This window comes from Aequorivita xiaoshiensis (assembly GCF_022008395.1).
GTDB classification, from domain to species: Bacteria; Bacteroidota; Bacteroidia; order Flavobacteriales; family Flavobacteriaceae; genus Aequorivita; species Aequorivita xiaoshiensis.
Genome location: NZ_JAIRBB010000006.1, coordinates 34010 through 52211 on the forward strand (window position 1 = coordinate 34010; position 18202 = coordinate 52211).

An 18202-nucleotide genomic window follows, 5' to 3' on the forward strand; every position below is an offset into this window, starting at 1 on the left:
ATATAAGTACAAATAGATTTAAGTAATCAAATCAAGAAGGTCTCGTAGAGAATATTTAAATCCCGTTCGAGAGGTGGCGGATTGTATTCCGCATAGAAGATTTTTTGAAAAGAAGTTATATCAACTTCTTGAAGAACAAATACCGATACGAATGTTGCGACAAAAGTTTTGTTCAACTTAACATCAAAAGATGCCTTTGTAAAATTTTCGTCGGTTTGTATTTTAGTTATATGGTCATCACAACAATCTGGCGCTTCAGAAGCTAAGTTTTTCATCTCGCAATTAGCGTCGGAAGGCTCTGCATCCATTTCGCAGGAAAGCTGTTTTTTGGCTAATGTAACCTTAGAGGTGATTTCCATACCCCCACAAAAATGTTGAGCATAAGCTATCCCTGAACTGCTAGCGAGCATCAGTATGGACAAGAATATGGATATCACTTTTTTCATTATAGCGCAAAAATACAAAAAAAAGCCTTCCGAAATATTCGGAAGGCTTTTTTGTAATTAGTTAATTTCTGAATCAACCCTACCACATTTCAGCATCTTATCACCGAAATAAGGGTTTAGAATATTTTTACCACTGCTAATCCAAGCAGCACCTTTATTATTAAAAGCCATTGGGCAATATTGTTTGTAAAGTGTACCAGATGCTAAGGCTCCTTCAAGCATACCTTCAATCCCTGCAGTAAGAGTTTCAAAATGCTCACGTTGTACATTAACATCCTCTGATGCAGCCATAGCAGCAACTGCCGATTGAGTAGCTTCATTTACTTCTACTTCTTTAATAAGAACTTCAAGCTTAGAAGATTCTGTAGCTGTTTTTTCAGCATCAGTATTCACTAAAGCTTCTTGAACTTCAATATACTGATCGAAAATAGCCTCTACCTTGGGGTCGTTGAATTCAGCTTCTCTTTCTGAAATTTCATAAACTTCTTTTTTAGAAGCAGTATTATCAACAGTGACTACTTCAGGTTCTTCCACCTTTTTGTCATTGTCCTTACAAGATGTAAATGCAATAGCTGTAAACGCTAAAACAACAAAAGATAACTTTTTCATAATGAATTTTAAATTTAAGTTACAAATATATTGATTTCAATTTGAATTGTACTTATGAAAATAAAAGGCAGGAAGTAATATTAAAAGAAATAACGGTTGAATTAAAAAACGACGTACATAGAAAAGTACAAAATGACTCGATGTTCCGTCTGAAGTGTAAATTATTAAACTGAATGCAATCATTAGGACCACGAAAAGTATTGCATAAAGAAACAATGAAATTTTAATCACTTCCCTATTTTTAAATAGTAACGATATAATTCCAAGTGAAACAACAGAATTTAGAATAAATCGAAATGCTGTATTCCCATACATCAAATACACATCCATATCAGGAAGAGGCGCTGTTTTATAATCGGATTTAAAAAAATTCAATAGAGGATCGTAAAAAAGAGTGTCTTCAAAAGCGCGAACCAACACTAATATAATAGTGAGCGTTAAGGCTAATAATATTCTTATAAATTTACTCACTTTACAAGATTTGTTTCCGGATTCACCTTTAGCATTCGCACCCATATCATCCACAGCATGAATACAAAAGCATATATTATTACTGGAAAAACTACGGCGTGAAGCACGTTTTCATACTCAGGAAATTTATAAAGTGCTACAGTTAAAATAGCTATTCGAATAATATTTATTACGTAAATTAACACTGCGCCTGCAAAGATGTAAAGAATAGTTTTCTTGAATTTTTCTGCAAATGCAATAATAAAGGCTACAAAAAGTATAATTACACTAACCGAGTTACAACCTTCTACAATATTTACGGTGTATCTCCCATCTATTGTCAACAACATCCCCTCTACAGTTTGCGCTGGATTTAAAAATGCAGCATAGCCAAAGGTATTCAACACAGCATTGCTCTGCTTCGCAACTAGGTGTGTGATATAATCAGGAAAAAAAGGACCGTTTTTAGACAAATTCAAATAAACGGAATACAGAAAGCCTAGCAACAAATACGTACCGATAAAAAGACCTACAAAGCGCAGCACTGATTTGTATTTCAACAAGAGTTCTTTCACCGATTAGTTTTTAGATAGTTGACAGGTTACAGTTTGTTATTTATTCAACTTTAACAAAAATACATTATTTGTTCTTGGGGCTTAGTGAACGATTTAAAATACTTTTGCCTAAATATTTTAGATACCATAAAACTATGCCTTTTTCAAAGTTAAAACCAAAAATAAATACGATTCTAGCCAATGATGCTGTGAGTACAAACGAACGCCTAAATCAAGTTTGCGAATTACTGCAAACGACTGTCAACTATTACGATTGGGTTGGGTTTTATTTTGCAAATGAAGCTGAAAAAACACTTCACCTAAAAGCATTTGCAGGCGAACCAACAGATCATACTGTTATTCCTTTCGGAAAAGGGATTTGCGGACAAGTAGCCGTTAGCAACCAAAATTTTGTAGTACCAGACGTAAAAGCACAAGACAATTATATAGCGTGTAGCATTACCGTAAAAGCTGAAATTGTAATTCCACTTTTTAAAGAAGGTAAAAACATTGGTCAAATAGACATCGACTCTAATACTGCAAATCCATTTACTGAAGCAGACACGAAATTTCTAGAATGGGTGAACGAAGAGGTAGCTAAGATACTTTAGCAGCAACCACTGAGTAAATTCTAGAGCTGAATCTACTAATAACTAACAAGTTCCAAAGACATAATAAAATGCCTTTGGAATTTTATTTATATTGTAATGTTTCTGCAAATCGCAATGCATTACATTCCTGTTCTAATTGCTTCAACAGGATCTAATCTCGACGCTGAAATTGCAGGAAGTATTCCAGATATTAAACCTATAGCTGCACTTATAGCGGTGCCGATAAGCATATTCCGTGGCGAAAGCACAAATTCAAAATCGCCTGTAAATTGCGATGCCAAGATTGAAACTATAAACACTAAGAACAATCCTATTAAACCGCCAATTACAGCTAAGATTACAGCCTCAAATAAAAATTGGAATAATATAAATTTATTTTTAGCTCCTAATGATTTTTGAATTCCAATTAAATTGGTTCGTTCTTTTACACTTACAAACATAATGTTTGCAATTCCAAAGCCTCCAACCAATAATGAAAAACCACTAATTATCAAACCAATGAGATTCATACTTCCTGTAATATTGTCTATTAAATCGGCAAAGCCTTGAAGTTGATTGATAAAAAATGTGCTAACCTCATCTGGTTTTAAACCTCGTTTTAATCGGAGTTGTTGGGTTAGCATTGCGATAAACTCGGCATTGTCAACTCCTTTTTCAGGTTTTACAACAATCTGAGGGAAGGTATTTTTGTTATTATCTCCAAATATTCGTCTAACAATATTTACTGGAATCCAAACAGAGGTATCTTTTGAATTACCGAATAGTCCAGCGCCTTCTTTTTCTAAAACCCCAATTACATTAAATCTTCGTCCATAAATTCTCACTTCTTTTCCAATGGCATTAGCAGCATCTCCAAAAAGTTGATTCGCAATTTCGTCTCCAACAACCACAACCATAGAGCCGCTATTAGATTCTGCTGCATTAAAAAACCTTCCTTGGCCAAGTTTAAGTGCTTCAATGTCGTAATAGCTTTCTGTAACTGCACCAATGGGCACATTATCTACTTTATTGCTTTCAGATTTTATGCTTTCATTTGGCACGCCTAATGTGAAAGAGGCAGCTTCTAAATTTGGAGTATTTCGTTCGATGTATTGAAATTCGTCGTAAGTAACATCTGGAAACTGTTGCCATTTCCAACGTGGGATTTCGGTAGGCCCAAAACTAAAACGCATTATGATAATTGTACTATTATCTAGTCCGCTCATACTCCCTTCTATCTCCCGTTTTAAAGAATCTACTGCTGCAAGTACAGCTATAATTGAAAAAATTCCAATAGTTACTCCTACTAAAGACAAAAAAGTCCGCAATTTATTGTTCCGAAGTGCATTTAGTGCGAAGTTGAAACTTTCCTTTAAAACGCGAAGATATATTAGCATTAAGATTTTAAATTAGCGATTGACGATTTCGTTTTCGTGCTGGTTGATAAATTTATTAAATGTAAGACGTTTTCTCATTGTATATGTTACAAATTTACTATTCAATTATGTACTTTTGCACCTTAATTTTTAGCAATGAACAATTCCAAGAAAATCAAGTCAGCTTTAATCTCCGTTTTTAGCAAAGAAGGACTAGCTCCTATCGTAAAAAAATTGCATGAGCAAAATGTAAAAATTTACTCAACAGGAGGCACCGAACAATTTATAAACGATGTAGGCATCGATGTAATTGCCGTTGAAAACATAACCGATTACCCATCAATTCTGGGAGGTCGTGTAAAAACATTACACCCAAAAGTTTTTGGAGGAATTTTAAACCGACAAGATAACGAGAGTGACGTTGCGGAAATGGAAAAATTCAACATTCCACAGTTGGATGCTGTAATTGTCGATTTATACCCTTTTGAGAAAACTGTTGCTTCTGGAGCGTCAGAAGAGGATATTATTGAAAAAATTGACATAGGTGGTATTTCGTTAATTCGTGCCGCAGCTAAAAACTTTAAAGACACCATTTGTGTATCTTCAGTTGATGATTACGCTGAGTTTTTAGAATTGATATCAGCAAATGACGGGGAAATTTCACTTAAAGATCGCAAGCGTTTCGCTGCAAAATCATTTAATGTTTCTTCTAATTACGACACCGCTATTTTTAATTATTTCAATTCAGAAGAAAACTTACCAGCGTTTAAGATAAGTGAAGCTAAGGGTCAGGAGTTACGTTACGGCGAAAACCCACACCAAAAAGGATTCTTCTTCGGAGATTTTGACGAAATGTTTACTAAACTTCACGGTAAGGAATTGAGCTACAACAATCTTCTAGATGTTGATGCCGCAGTAAACCTAATGAACGAATTTAAAGGCGAAGCACCAACTTTTGCTATTCTTAAGCATAACAACGCTTGTGGAATTGCACAACGTGACACTGTAAAAGAAGCATATTTAGATGCATTGGCAGGTGATCCTGTTTCAGCTTTCGGAGGAATTTTAATCAGTAATGTTGAAATTGACGAAGCTACGGCTCATGAAATTCACAGTCTCTTTTGTGAAGTAGTAATTGCACCTTCTTACTCAAAACAGGCTCAAGAAATTTTAGAAGGAAAAAAGAATAGAATTCTATTAATTCAAAAGGAAATTGAACTACCTTCAAAAACTGTAAGAACTTGTTTGAATGGAGTTTTAGTTCAAGATAAAGATAATATTACCGATACTGCTGATATTTTAACACATTCAACTAACAATAAACCTAGTTCATCTGAGTTAGAAGACTTGTTGTTTGCTTCTAAAATATGCAAGCACACTAAGAGTAATACAATTGTCTTAGCAAAAGGAAAACAACTTTGCGCTAGTGGAACCGGACAAACGAGCCGTGTAGATGCACTTAGACAAGCAATTGACAAAGCAAAGTCGTTTAATTTTGAACTTGAAGGAGCAGTAATGGCAAGTGACGCATTTTTCCCTTTCCCTGATTGTGTGGAGATTGCAGACAATGCAGGAATTACAGCAGTAATTCAGCCTGGAGGTTCTATTAAAGATCAATTAAGTATTGATTATTGCAACGAGCATAATATGGCAATGGTATTTACCGGAACACGTCATTTTAAGCATTAAAAAATCATTACTTTTGTTAATATAAATTACAACAGCTTAATATTCAACACCGCTAATTAAAAACTATGGGATTTTTTGACTTCCTAACTGAAGAAATAGCCATTGACCTTGGTACTGCAAACACACTGATAATTCATAATGATAAAGTAGTTGTGGATGCGCCATCTATAGTAGCCCGCGATCGTACTACTGGAAAAATAATTGCGGTAGGTCGTGAAGCCGCTATGATGCAGGGGAAAACTCACGAAAACATCAAGACTATTCGCCCGTTAAAAGATGGTGTAATTGCAGATTTTGACGCGAGTGAAAAGATGATAAACATGTTTATCAGTGATATTCCTGCTCTTAAAAAGAAATGGATAAAGCCTTCATTGCGTATGGTTGTTTGTATTCCAAGTGGTATTACTGAAGTAGAAATGCGTGCGGTAAAAGAAAGTGCCGAAAGAGTAAACGGAAAAGAGGTTTATTTGATTCACGAACCTATGGCTGCAGCAATTGGTATTGGTGTTGATATCATGCAACCAAAAGGGAACATGGTTGTGGATATAGGAGGTGGTACTACAGAAATTGCTGTTATTGCTCTTGGTGGTATTGTTTGCGACAAATCTGTTAAAATTGCTGGTGACGTATTTACCAACGATATCGTATATTATATGCGAACTCAGCACAACCTTTATGTAGGTGAACGTACTGCTGAAAAGATAAAAATTCAAATTGGAGCTGCAACTGAAGATCTTGAGCTTCCACCAGACGAAATGGACGTTCAAGGACGTGATTTATTAACTGGAAAGCCAAAACAAGTACAAACTTCATATAGAGAAATTGCAAAAGCATTAGATAAGTCTATTCTCCGTATAGAAGATGCTGTAATGGAGACATTATCACAAACTCCACCAGAACTTGCTGCCGACATTTACAACACAGGAATTTACCTTGCAGGGGGTGGTTCGATGCTACGCGGATTAGATAAAAGACTTTCACAAAAAACTGATTTACCAGTTTATATCGCGGAAGATCCTTTACGCGCAGTAGTTCGTGGAACAGGAATATGTTTGAAGAATCTTAGCAAATACAAAAGCGTTCTTATAAAATAATTTCCTAAAAGCGATTAATCAAAAACAATAGCATACTGTTTATGGCGTTGCTACCATTAGAAAGCAGAATATTTTAATCCTATTAAGCAATGCAGCAAATAATATTTTTCTTTATACGGAATAAAAACTTCCTGTTATTTGCTGTATTGTTTATTATTGCCATTGCTTTAACAATTCAATCTCACAATTACCACAACAATAAATTTATAAGTTCCGCAAACGTTGTAACAGGTGGAATTTATACAGTGAGAAATAATATTACAGATTACTTTACTCTAGCTAAGGAAAACGAAGATTTACTACAGGAGAATTTAATGCTCCGCAAAAAACTAAGTCAATACAAGGAATTGAACTTAGCTCCTACTTTAGATAGCGGGAATATCCTTAACAAATTTGAGTATTATTCTGCACGAGTAATCAACAATAACTATTCGAAAACTAAAAACCAACTTACCTTAGATAAAGGTAGAAGCGATAGTATAAAAAGAGATTATGGCGTGATTTCTTCAAAAGGAATTGTAGGAATTGTAAGCGATGTATCAAACAACTATTCAACGGTTCAATCTATTTTAAACACTAAAAGTAGAATTAACGCTAAATTGAAAAAATCTAGCCATTTTGGATCACTTATTTGGAATACCAAAAATCCAAACATAGCCCAGTTAATTGATATACCAAGAATTGCAGATATTGAAAAGGGAGATACAATTATCACAGGAGGGCGATCAACTATTTTCCCCGAAGGTGTACTAATTGGAACCGTGAAGGATTTTCACCTAGACAATGACGATAATTATTATTACGTAAACATCGATTTATTTAATGATATGACTAGTCTTGAGCACGTATTTTTAATCAAAAATAATGATGCCATAGAGATTAATGAGTTAGAAAAAGGAGTGGAAGATGCAGAGTAACGATATATTAATTAATATAGTACGGTTTATAGCGCTTGTTTTTATACAAGTGCTACTGCTTAATAATATTAATTTAGGCGGTTACATAAATCCATTTCTTTATATCTATTTTATACTACTATTCCCTCTTGATGGTAATAAAAGTTTACTAATTTTTTTAAGCTTTCTATTAGGTCTTTCTATCGATATTTTTGAAGATTCAGGTGGTGTTCACGCAGCTGCATCGGCGTTTATCGCATACATTCGTCCCATTGTTTTAAAGTATTCATTTGGTGTAAGCTATGAATACAAATCTGTAAAAATTAAAAAAGCAGATACAACTGAAAAAATTACTTATATCACTTCTTTAGTTCTAATGCATCATTTTGTTATGTTTTCACTAGAAATATTTAGTTTTAAACATATACCATTGCTATTAAAATCTACGTTATTTTCAGGAATATTTACAATAGTCTTGACAATGTGTACTATGATTTTGTTCAATAGAAAATCGAAATGAGAAAGTTTGTACTTATAGCATTAGTTTTATTAAGTGGTGTGCTTTTCACGGCTAGACTTTTTTATCTACAAGTTTTAGATTCTTCTCCAGAATCTCTTGAGCAAAATAGCGCTATTAAAGTAATGTATGATTATCCGCAACGCGGGTATATATTTGATCGTAATGACAACCTCTTAGTTTCCAATCAACCATCGTATGATGTTATGGTTATCCCTAGAGATGTGAAGCCATTAGACACTTTGGAGTTCTGTAAACTCTTAAAGATTTCTACGGAAGATTTTAAAGAAGTGTTACGTAAGGCTGAAATTTACTCTCCGAGGTTACCTTCAGTAGTGGTCCCACAACTAAACAAGGCCGATTACGCTTCACTTTCAGAAAAAATGTACAAGTATGAAGGTTTTTACATTCAGCGTCGTTCACTTCGCGACTACCAAGTAAACCACTCTGCTAACGTTCTAGGATATATTGCTGAAGTAAACAACGCAATTATCAAAAAGAATCCCTATTACCAAATGGGGGAACTAATTGGAACTGCTGGTGTTGAGAAAGAATATGAGGAAGTTTTACGCGGTGTAAAAGGGGTAAAATACATACAAAGAGATCGCTTTAACAGAGACATTGGACCTTATAAAGACGGAATATTCGACACAATTCCAGAAAGAGGTAAGGACATACAACTTACTATAGATGCAGTACTTCAGGAGTATGGTGAAAGGTTAATGGTTAACAAAAGAGGTGGTATTGTTGCTATTGAACCAAGTAGTGGTGAAATACTTGCTCTAGTTACCGCGCCAAGTTACGATCCATCGCTATTGGTAGGAAGGGACAGATCGAAAAACTTTACGAAACTTTGGTATGATACTATTTCAAAGCCTTTGTACGATAGAGGATTAATGGGTGAATATCCACCAGGGTCTCCCTTTAAGGCATTAACCGCACTTATTGCACTACAAGAAAATGTAACTACAGAAGACGACCGAATAAACTGTCCTGGAGGATACTATTACAATGGAAGACGCTTGATGAAATGTCACGGGGCTCACGGCGCCACAAGTATGGTTTATGGTATTGCAAAATCGTGTAACACCTATTTTGCAACACTATACCGCAGATCTGTTGACAATTATTCTACTATTCAAGAAGGTACCGATAAATGGAAAGAACATTTAACGAGTTTTGGACTTGGTAACTTCTTAGGATACGACCTTCCAAGTGGAAGGAGAGGACTTATTCCAGATTCAAAATTTTATAATCGCTTTTATAATTTCCCAAAATACAGATGGTTTTCAACTGCTACCATTTCAAATTCTATTGGTCAAGGTGAAATTAACCTAACACCAATTCAAATGGCAAACTTTACAGCTGCCATTGCAAACCGAGGATGGTATTTTACGCCACACGTAATTAAAAACATAGTTGGAACCGATACCATTCCACAAAAATTCAAAGAAAAGCACCATACAACCATCGATCCTAAGCATTTTGAACCTGTGGTTGAAGGTATGTTTCAAGTTTACGAATCTGGAACTGCATCTTATCTTAGAATACCAGGAATTGAGATATGTGGTAAAACAGGTACAGCCGAAAATTTTACCAGAATCGATGGAAAACGTGTACAACTTACCGACCACTCAATTTTTGTAGCTTTTGCGCCTAAAGATAATCCTAAAATAGCTTTAGCAGTATTTGTAGAAAATGGATATTGGGGTTCTCGTTGGGCAGGTAGAATTGCTGGTTTAATGATTGAAAAATACATTAAAGGTGAAATAACCAGAAAAGATATGGAGAAATTCATCCTTGAAGGTAGTTTAGAAGATGAATATGCTAAGCCGTATAGCGGGAAACCTTTTACAATTAATAGATAATGTCTGCAGCTAAAACATATATGAAATTTGACTGGTTGATGATCTTTATTTTCATCGCCTTAGTTTCTATGGGCTGGATTAATATTTACTCCGCATCGCTCAGTGATTCTGCTCAGGGATATTTTGATTTTAAGCAGATTTACGGCAAACAAATGATTTGGATAGGATTAAGTTTTATACTTATTATTTTCATATTAGCAATAGAATCAAAATTCTACGAAAATTACGCAAGTATTATTTATTTAGTCTCTTTACTTTCCCTTGCCGGGCTCTTTGTGTTCGGCCGTACTATAGCTGGAACAACGGCTTGGTATGACTTTGGTGGATTCAGCATTCAACCCAGTGAATTTGCAAAAGCAGCTACTGGTCTCGCACTTGCAAAATACGTAAGTGATATTCAAACCAATATGCAAGAATTAAAGCATCAAATAAGGGCATTTATTATTCTAGCGCTTCCTGTTATACTGATTATTCTACAACCAGACCCTGGAAGTGTATTGGTGTACGCTGCATTTGTCTTCCCACTATACAGAGAAGGATTACACGGGGTTTATTTATTACTAGGACTTTTTGCTACTGTTATTTTTGTTTCGACACTTGCGTTTGGAGCAGTTTGGGCGGCTGTAGCGGTTATACTAATTGCTGTAGTAGTTTATTACAGAAATAGAAAAAAACGCCCCAATATTTTAAAATATATAATGATTGTTGTTGCTTGTATTGGGTTCGCATTTTCAGTTAGCTATATCTTCAACAATGTATTTAAACAACATCATAGAGACCGTTTTAACATCGTTCTTGGTAAAGAAGTTGATTCACGAGGAATAGGCTACAATACAAATCAAAGTGAAATTGCAATTTCGAATGGTGGATGGTTAGGAAAAGGCTGGACACAAGGCACACAGACGAAAGGGAATTTTGTACCCGAACAGCATACCGACTACATTTTTAGTACAGTTGGTGAAGAGTGGGGATTTGTAGGAAGTATGATTGTAGTCCTCCTTTTTACTGGCCTCATTCTCAGAATCATTTACAAAGCTGAAAAACAGAAAAATCAATTCGGGAGGGTTTACGGCTATAGTGTAGCAGCAATAATCTTTCTTCACTTTTTTGTAAATATAGGAATGGTTACTGGTATATTTCCAACCGTTGGTATTCCACTCCCCTTCTTTAGCTACGGAGGATCTGGACTGTGGGGATTTACTATTTTACTTTTTATATTTATAAAACTAGATGCAGCCAACTATTATTACATCTAACACGGAGCCGAAGTTTAGGATTTTCTGCTAACCGAAAACTTTTTTAGCTACTTCTTTCCCCAAGCTTTTAAGTCAATCATACTTTCCATTTTATCTTCGATTGAATCAGGCAAAGCAGGAAAGAAATCTATACCCGTTTTAGCTTCAATATCGTCTATGGAAACTACATATTCGTAAAAAGACTTACTACTAGGTTCGTTGGGGATCAAAAAAGCTATGGCTTTATGATTGCCATCTGTAACATCTACAACTATTTTATAAAACTCATTAGGCACTGAAACATTTTCATAACCAATAGTTTCCATGTTTCCATTTAAAACACCTCCAGAAACCACATAAACTCCGTCGTGTTTATTTGCCCAATATCTAACCTTTTGTTCTAAACGATTCCAAATTCCAGCATTAAATGCACGGTTCTGAGGACTAACATTACTGGTTAAAAAAGTTTCATTATAAGCTTCAAAAGACATTTTTCTATCAGCAGCAGGAACTAAATGCCCGCGATCATAACCGGAGTTTTTGTAATTGCGCCAGTCTGCAGAAGTTGTTGATACCTTATTGTCTATTTCAAAATAAGGTCTTTTAAATTCATTTCTAGACAAATCGCTTTTACTAAGTTCATAGGCAACCCATTCTGCCTGCTCGTGATCTTCGGAATAGGAAAGAGTGAAATAATTGTGCTTTACTATAGCTCCAGTAGTAGATTCTGGAAGAAATGAGTCATCAAATTCTTTGGAACTTCTAACAATTTGCGTTGATGTATCTGAAATAATATTATTATTCCCATCAAAGATATCGTCTGAATAGTACAATACAACGGTAAGAATTATAATAACTAAGGGATAAATGTATTTTCGATTCATAAGGTCAAAAATACTATTAACTTGTAATCTTTAAAAGTTTGAAGCACTTATTCTATGAGTTATGAGTTTAAACAAAAACACTAATTCCGGACATCCATAGCATCTCTTAAAGCATTTCCGATAAGCATAAAGGCTGTAACCAAACTCATAATTGCAAGGCCTGGAATTAAAGCTAAATAAGGTTTGCCAAGAATAATATATGCGTAGTGATCTTTTATAATTCCTCCCCAACTTGGCATTGGTGGCTGAGCCCCTATCCCTAAAAATGAAAGGCCACTTTCTATTAAGATTGCTCCCGCAAAATTGGCCGCCGAAATTATGATAACGGGCGCCATACTATTGGGCAAAATATGTTTTACTATAATTCTGAAGTCATTATAACCAAGAGCTCGAGCAGCAGTTATGTATTGCATCTGTTTTACACCCATTACCTGCCCTCTAACCACTCTTGCAACTTCTACCCACATTGTGAGACCGACAGCGATAAAAACCTGCCAAAAACCTTTACCAAGGGCTAGGGTGATCGCTATCACTAACAATAAGGTTGGAATTGACCAAGTAACATTGATTACCCACATAATTGCTGTATCTACTTTCCCTCCAAAATACCCAGCAATTGCTCCCATTGTAATCCCAATAACTAAGGAAATAAAGACAGCTACAAACCCTATGGCAAGCGAGATTCGAATTCCTATTAACATTCGACTAAGCAAATCACGGCCATATTTATCTGTTCCGAGATAGAATTTCTTTTCTGAAATGTATTTGTTAGGAATTTCCTTCACCGATGAAACATCAGGAAAAAGTGATATTGAATATTCCTTTTGAAGTCCATCAGTTCCATCAGGAGTATATTCCGTTATCTCGATAGCATTAGACTTCAACGAATAATCTGAAATAGGAATTTCAGTATTCGCATTCTTTTCACCAAAAAAGAATACTGAAATTTGGTTTTGATCTTCTAAGGCAACAGGAATTGTAAGCATTTGCACTGAAAACCCAGGGTTTTTAGAATGAATTGACAAGTGCATTTGATTGGCATTTTGTGAATTATCCGGTGCCAATGCGTAGGCGAATATGGCTATTAAAACACAAAACATTAAAAACCCCAAACTGAAAACGCCCCAAAAGTTCTTTTTAAACTTATGAAGCGCTATTTGTGTTAATGAGGTTGAATTTTTCACGTTTCAAATTTACTGAAAATTTTAGGTGAATGACCATAAAAAAACCTACAAGGTTTTTGAAATCTTGTAGGTTCTAATTCTATTTTAAAAAACTAGAAAGTGTTAGTTTTTAATATCTGCTACCTTTCTAGCCTTAATATTATTAAGTTTTAAATCTTCCAGCACATGGATAGCTTCTTCAACATAAATATCTTTACTTAAGTTTTTATGCCATCGCTTACGTTTTTCTGAAAGCGTTGTATCTTGTTTCATCAGTTCAACTTCATAAGGCAAAGATTTAAAAGTTAGCTTATTATCATACTCATCAATTGCATCAAAACGCTTACTTATTTCCTTACGTTTTTCAATTTCGGCAGTATAATCATTATAGTTAAGGTTTACTTCCTTTTCATCTCTGCGATCCTTAATCCATTTCGCATTTTCGTCTATTAGTTGCAACTGCTCATTTTTAGCCATTCTAGCCTTACTGTTATCAATGGTTTCTTGAAAACCTATATAACCATCCCAAATATCATACTTAGCCGCATCAATTTTATCATAAGGTAGTGGGTTTTGGTAATCACGCTCCCCTATATCGATATAACTATATCGATCTGGCATAACAACATCACTATTCACACCTTCTAACTGTGTTGAACCCCCGTTAACTCGATAGAATTTTTGTGATGTAATTTTTATTGCTCCTAAGTCTCCTACATCATTATTTCTAACCCATTGATTTAAATCAACAACATTTTGCACGGTACCTTTTCCGTATGTCTGTTTACTACCAATAACAATAGCTCTTTTATAATCTTGCATGGCAGCAGCTAAAATTTCTGAGGCTGACGCAGAGAGTTCATTTACCAAAATTACCAAAGGTCCGTCCCATACAATTTCATTACTTTCATCTTCTAAAACCTCTTTTTTACCTGCTGAAGAAACCTGAACAATTGGTCCTTTCTTAATAAATAACCCAGCAATATCCACAGCAGTTCTAAGTGATCCTCCACCGTTATTTCGAAGGTCTAACACCAGCCCTTCCATTCCTTGTTCTTTTAAGCGAAGAATTTCTTTTTTAACATCGGAAGCAGCATTGCGCTCTTTATAGTTATCCATGTCGAAATAAAACTGAGGCAAATTGATAAGTCCAAATTTGCGACCGTTATTTTCTATATATGAAGATTTAGCATACGTTTCTTCAAGTTCAACTACATCGCGAGTAATAACCTTGTCAGAAATAGTTCCATCAACGTTTTTTACAGTAAGTGTAACGTTAGTTCCTTTAGGACCCTTAATTAGCTTTACAGCATCATCTATACGCATACCAACTATGCTTACAGATTCATTTTCTCCTTCTTGCTTAACTTTAAGGATAGCATCACCAACTTCAATTTGTTCACTTCTCCAAGCTGGTCCTCCACTTATAACCTCAATTACCGTTATATAATCATTTTTCTTTTGAAGTCTAGCCCCAATTCCTTCTAATTTTCCAGACATTTGAAGGTCGAAGCGATCTTTATCTGGCGGTGCAAAATAATTGCTATGTGGGTCAAACTCTTCAACAATAGTATTTAAATAAATTGCAAAATAATCCTTACGCACAAGATCTTTTGTGAAATCGAAATATTCATCTAATGAAGTCTTTGTTGTTTCTCTAGCCTTTTGCTCTAGCTCAGCCATAGATTTTGGCTCGAATGGAGCTTCAGAAGTTTTACTCGATTTTTCTTCATTTTCGTCATCACTATTTTCCCCTTCCGCATTATTCTCGTTATCGGACTTATCTAAGGCTTTTTGTTTCGTTTTTTGCTCTTCAACATAGTCGTAATAACTAGAAAGTGTTGTAAACTTTAACTGCTGTTCCCACCGAGCTTTTAGAGCTTTGGGTGACGTTGCATATTCAATATTATCGTAATCTACATTAATAGTTTCTTTTTTATCGAAATTGAAAGGCTTGTCTAAAACTTCTGGGTAGATTTTCTTTACATCTTCCATTCGTTCTTGGAAGCGATTATATACTAAATTGAAAAAAGATAAATCTTTATTCTTTATTTGGTCGTCAATTTCGGTTTTGTACTTACTGAACTCTTCAATATCTGAAGCTAAAAAGTATCGTTTTAAAGGATCAAGGCCTTTAATGAAATTTTCAAAAACATCAGCCGAAAAAGCATCGTCGATAGCCTTTGGGTCGTAGTGCCCTTTTTCAAGAACATAAGTTATAAGATCGAGTAGTAATTTATCTTTATCCGGGTTTTCAAATTCTTTAGTAGTGAAACTGCAAGAAGCTACAGAAACAAAAACTGCCAAAAATAAAACTTTAAAATTCTTTTTCATTATCCGCATAATAAGGGTGTTGATTTAAGAGTGTCTAAATTATATAAAAAACCGTGCCATTAAACTATTTTGCTACTAATATTTTGTTAAACAGCCATTATTGATTGAGAAACCAGGATTCTTATTTCAAATTTAATAAATGTACTTTTGTGTCTTCAAAATTTTAAAGAATGATAAACAAAAAACCACTTATTTTAGTAACCAATGACGACGGAATTAACGCTCCTGGCATAAGAGCATTAATTGAGGTTATGAATACTTTAGGGGACGTTTGTGTGGTTGCACCAGATTCTCCACAAAGTGGAATGGGACACGCTATTACCATAAACGATGCGCTGTACTGCAATCGTATAAATATAAGTAAAGACGAGCCACAAGAAGAATATAGCTGTAGCGGTACTCCTGTTGACTGTGTAAAAATTGCAGTTAATGAAATTTTAGATCGAAAACCTGATTTATGCGTTAGTGGTATTAACCACGGAAGTAATTCGTCTATCAATGTTATTTACAGCGGGACCATGAGCGCAGCAGTTGAAGCAGGAACTACCGGAATACCGTCTATTGGTTTTTCATTATTAGATTATTCGTTAGAAGCTAATTTTGAGGCATCAAAGAAAATTGTAAAAACCATTGCTGAACAAACGCTTAAAAACGGACTTCCTAATGGAGTGGTTTTAAATGTAAATATCCCAAAGCTTAATTCTACTGAAATAAAAGGGATAAAAGTTTGCCGTCAAGCAAATGCCTATTGGCAGGAAAAATTCGATAAACGCACTAATCCCCTAGGAAGGGATTACTATTGGCTTTCTGGGGAATTTGTTAATCAAGATAAAGGACAAGATACAGATGAATGGGCTTTGGAAAATGGATATGTTTCAATTGTACCAGTTCAATACGATTTAACAGCCCACCATGCTATTAAAGAAATTAATTCTTGGGAATTACAGTAAAACCTATTGGAAGTAAAACACTAGATAATTAGTGATAGTATAATTGTTATAATATTTAGATACAACGAATGAAACCACACGTAAAAGAAATTTTAATAGGACTAATAATAGGGTTACTAGCAAATGTTGCAGGAACCTATCTATATATCTTCTTTTTTTCTGACTTAGATATTGAGGATACAATTAAAGCTGCATTAGCCAATGATTTTTTAGGTAGCTTAATCGCTTTAGGAGCTATATTAAATTTAATAGTTTTCTTTATTTATCTAAAGAAAAACCAAGTTTATAGAGCAAGAGGGGTTGTTATGGCAACAGTAATTGCCGCATTAGTTATTTTATACACAAAGTTTCTATAAAATTATAGCGAGTTTTTCTTTAACTCATTAACTTAGTAATTCAATAACTCAATTATAAAATTCAATAGAATGAGACGTGCAGTATTTCCTGGAACTTTCGACCCTATTACACTTGGACACTTAGACATTATTAATCGTGCACTACCCTTATTTGATGAAATAATTATTGCTATTGGTGTTAATGCCGACAAAAAAACAATGTTTACTTTGGAAGAACGCTTGAAGTTTATTGAAGACATTTTTAAAGATCAAAAAAAGATAAGCGTTGAAAGTTATTCTGGTTTAACAGCTAAATATTGTAAAGAGAAGGGTGCTCAATTTATTGTTCGTGGTTTGCGAAATACTACCGATTTAAATTACGAGCAGCCAATAGCTCAGACCAATTACCAGATGGCGAATGTTGAAACTATATTTTTAATCTGTTCTCCTGAAGTTTCTAATATCTCATCTACAATAGTTAGAGATGTTATGCGAAATGATGGAGATTACTCTAAGTTAGTTCCTACTTCAGTAAAAAGTAAATAAAGTAGCAGTTTTTTAACAAAAGAATCAAATTTAAATAATAAAAAAACCCTTTCAGTTTCCTGAAAGGGTTTTAAAAATTTTAATTAACTTAGAATTAAAGCGCAGCTACATGCTTAGCCATATTCGACTTCAAGTTAGAAGCTTTATTCGAATGAATAATATTCTTCTTAGCCAATTTGTCGATCATAGAAACAATTGAAGGGAACATTTTCTCAGCTTCTGCCTTATCAGAAAGCTCCTGAAATCTCTTCATGGCATTACGAGCAGTTTTGTGCTGGTAACGGTTACGCAAGCGTTTAGCCTCGTTGCTTCTAATTCTCTTTAATGCTGACTTGTGATTTGCCATTGTATTTTTATTTAATTCTAAATTTTTGTAGTCCGTAGGGGAATCGAACCCCTGTTACCAGGATGAAAACCTGGCGTCCTAACCCCTAGACGAACGGACCATTACATTGTTTAATGCGGGTGCAAAAATACACCTTTTTTTTAATGTTCCAAATCCTTTTTAAAAAATTTTTAAAATTTTGATTCGGATTATAAAAAAGAACTTTTTTTAATCAATCTCTCCAGTTCGAAAACAAAACTAATTGTCTAAAATAACCAGTTTAATTGTGCATTACATTTTCAAATGCGGGTGCAAAAATATACCTTTTTTTCAATACTCCA

Annotated in this window: 19 protein-coding genes and 1 tRNA gene; 10 read left to right on the top strand and 10 right to left on the bottom strand. The window is 34.6% G+C overall.

Features of this window, described 5'->3' with window-relative positions:
- Positions 1-26: 26 nt before the first annotated feature.
- From K8344_RS08415 to xrtF, 4 genes are all read right to left on the bottom strand, one after another.
- On the bottom strand, positions 27-437 hold the full coding sequence (locus tag K8344_RS08415) for an HYC_CC_PP family protein (RefSeq protein ID WP_237608289.1): 411 nt from the start codon (positions 435-437) through the stop codon (positions 27-29).
- 66 nt (positions 438-503) lie between these two features.
- Complete coding sequence (locus tag K8344_RS08420; RefSeq protein WP_237608290.1) at positions 504-1055, bottom strand: DUF3347 domain-containing protein; 552 nt, start codon at positions 1053-1055, stop codon at positions 504-506.
- Positions 1056-1091: 36 nt separating this feature from the next.
- Positions 1092-1526 (bottom strand): exosortase F system-associated membrane protein, encoded by a 435-nt coding sequence (locus K8344_RS08425; RefSeq protein WP_237608291.1) that lies wholly within the window; start codon positions 1524-1526, stop codon positions 1092-1094.
- Positions 1523-2080 carry an exosortase family protein XrtF gene (gene xrtF, locus K8344_RS08430; RefSeq protein ID WP_237608292.1) on the bottom strand — a complete coding sequence of 186 codons (558 nt, stop codon included), beginning with the start codon at positions 2078-2080 and terminating at the stop codon, positions 1523-1525. The genes K8344_RS08425 and xrtF overlap by 4 nt, the downstream gene beginning before the upstream one ends.
- Before the next feature lie 134 nt (positions 2081-2214).
- Here xrtF and K8344_RS08435 point away from each other — a divergent pair, with 134 nt between their 5' ends.
- Positions 2215-2670 carry a GAF domain-containing protein gene (locus K8344_RS08435; protein ID WP_237608293.1) on the top strand — a complete coding sequence of 152 codons (456 nt, stop codon included), beginning with the start codon at positions 2215-2217 and terminating at the stop codon, positions 2668-2670.
- Positions 2671-2789: 119 nt separating this feature from the next.
- Here the strand turns inward: K8344_RS08435 and K8344_RS08440 are convergent, their stop codons facing one another.
- Positions 2790-4046 carry an ABC transporter permease gene (locus tag K8344_RS08440; RefSeq protein WP_237608294.1) on the bottom strand — a complete coding sequence of 419 codons (1257 nt, stop codon included), beginning with the start codon at positions 4044-4046 and terminating at the stop codon, positions 2790-2792.
- A gap of 135 nt (positions 4047-4181) precedes the next feature.
- Here K8344_RS08440 and purH point away from each other — a divergent pair, with 135 nt between their 5' ends.
- The 6 genes from purH (at position 4182) to rodA (ending at position 11345) form a co-directional block, all read left to right on the top strand.
- Complete coding sequence (purH, locus tag K8344_RS08445) at positions 4182-5714, top strand: bifunctional phosphoribosylaminoimidazolecarboxamide formyltransferase/IMP cyclohydrolase (protein ID WP_237608295.1); 1533 nt, start codon at positions 4182-4184, stop codon at positions 5712-5714.
- A 65-nt stretch (positions 5715-5779) separates the two neighbouring features.
- Entirely contained in the window at positions 5780-6808 is a 1029-nt protein-coding gene (locus K8344_RS08450; RefSeq protein WP_185098386.1) for a rod shape-determining protein, read from the top strand.
- Between the two features lie 89 nt (positions 6809-6897).
- A complete protein-coding gene (gene mreC, locus K8344_RS08455) occupies positions 6898-7725 on the top strand; it encodes a rod shape-determining protein MreC (RefSeq protein WP_237608296.1) in 828 nt (275 codons plus the stop codon).
- On the top strand, positions 7715-8224 hold the full coding sequence (locus K8344_RS08460; protein ID WP_237608297.1) for a rod shape-determining protein MreD: 510 nt from the start codon (positions 7715-7717) through the stop codon (positions 8222-8224). Before mreC ends, K8344_RS08460 begins: the two co-directional genes overlap by 11 nt.
- Positions 8221-10089 (top strand): penicillin-binding protein 2, encoded by a 1869-nt coding sequence (mrdA, locus tag K8344_RS08465; protein WP_237608298.1) that lies wholly within the window; start codon positions 8221-8223, stop codon positions 10087-10089. Before K8344_RS08460 ends, mrdA begins: the two co-directional genes overlap by 4 nt.
- The gene (gene rodA / locus K8344_RS08470) at positions 10089-11345 is read left to right on the top strand and encodes a rod shape-determining protein RodA (protein WP_237608299.1); all 1257 of its coding nucleotides are present in this window, start codon (positions 10089-10091) and stop codon (positions 11343-11345) included. The genes mrdA and rodA overlap by 1 nt, the downstream gene beginning before the upstream one ends.
- Before the next feature lie 47 nt (positions 11346-11392).
- Here the strand turns inward: rodA and K8344_RS08475 are convergent, their stop codons facing one another.
- From K8344_RS08475 to K8344_RS08485, 3 genes are all read right to left on the bottom strand, one after another.
- Positions 11393-12208: a DNA/RNA non-specific endonuclease gene (locus K8344_RS08475; RefSeq protein WP_237608300.1), complete on the bottom strand. Its 816-nt coding sequence runs from the start codon at positions 12206-12208 to the stop codon at positions 11393-11395.
- Positions 12209-12288: 80 nt separating this feature from the next.
- Positions 12289-13392: an ABC transporter permease gene (locus K8344_RS08480; protein WP_237608301.1), complete on the bottom strand. Its 1104-nt coding sequence runs from the start codon at positions 13390-13392 to the stop codon at positions 12289-12291.
- A 102-nt stretch (positions 13393-13494) separates the two neighbouring features.
- Entirely contained in the window at positions 13495-15705 is a 2211-nt protein-coding gene (locus tag K8344_RS08485; protein WP_237608302.1) for a carboxy terminal-processing peptidase, read from the bottom strand.
- A 170-nt stretch (positions 15706-15875) separates the two neighbouring features.
- Between K8344_RS08485 and surE the strand changes: the two genes are divergently transcribed.
- The 3 genes from surE to coaD all read left to right on the top strand — a co-directional run bounded on the left by surE (position 15876) and on the right by coaD (position 17536).
- Positions 15876-16655, top strand: a complete 780-nt coding sequence (surE, locus tag K8344_RS08490; protein ID WP_237608303.1) for a 5'/3'-nucleotidase SurE — start codon at positions 15876-15878, stop codon at positions 16653-16655.
- 68 nt (positions 16656-16723) lie between these two features.
- Entirely contained in the window at positions 16724-17011 is a 288-nt protein-coding gene (locus K8344_RS08495) for a hypothetical protein (protein WP_237608304.1), read from the top strand.
- A 69-nt stretch (positions 17012-17080) separates the two neighbouring features.
- Complete coding sequence (coaD, locus tag K8344_RS08500; RefSeq protein WP_237608305.1) at positions 17081-17536, top strand: pantetheine-phosphate adenylyltransferase; 456 nt, start codon at positions 17081-17083, stop codon at positions 17534-17536.
- A 94-nt stretch (positions 17537-17630) separates the two neighbouring features.
- On the opposite strand, the gene rpsT is transcribed toward coaD, so the two are convergent.
- Positions 17631-17882: a 30S ribosomal protein S20 gene (rpsT, locus tag K8344_RS08505; protein ID WP_237608306.1), complete on the bottom strand. Its 252-nt coding sequence runs from the start codon at positions 17880-17882 to the stop codon at positions 17631-17633.
- A 28-nt stretch (positions 17883-17910) separates the two neighbouring features.
- Positions 17911-17982: transfer RNA gene (locus tag K8344_RS08510), tRNA-Glu, on the bottom strand.
- Positions 17983-18202: the final 220 nt, after the last annotated feature.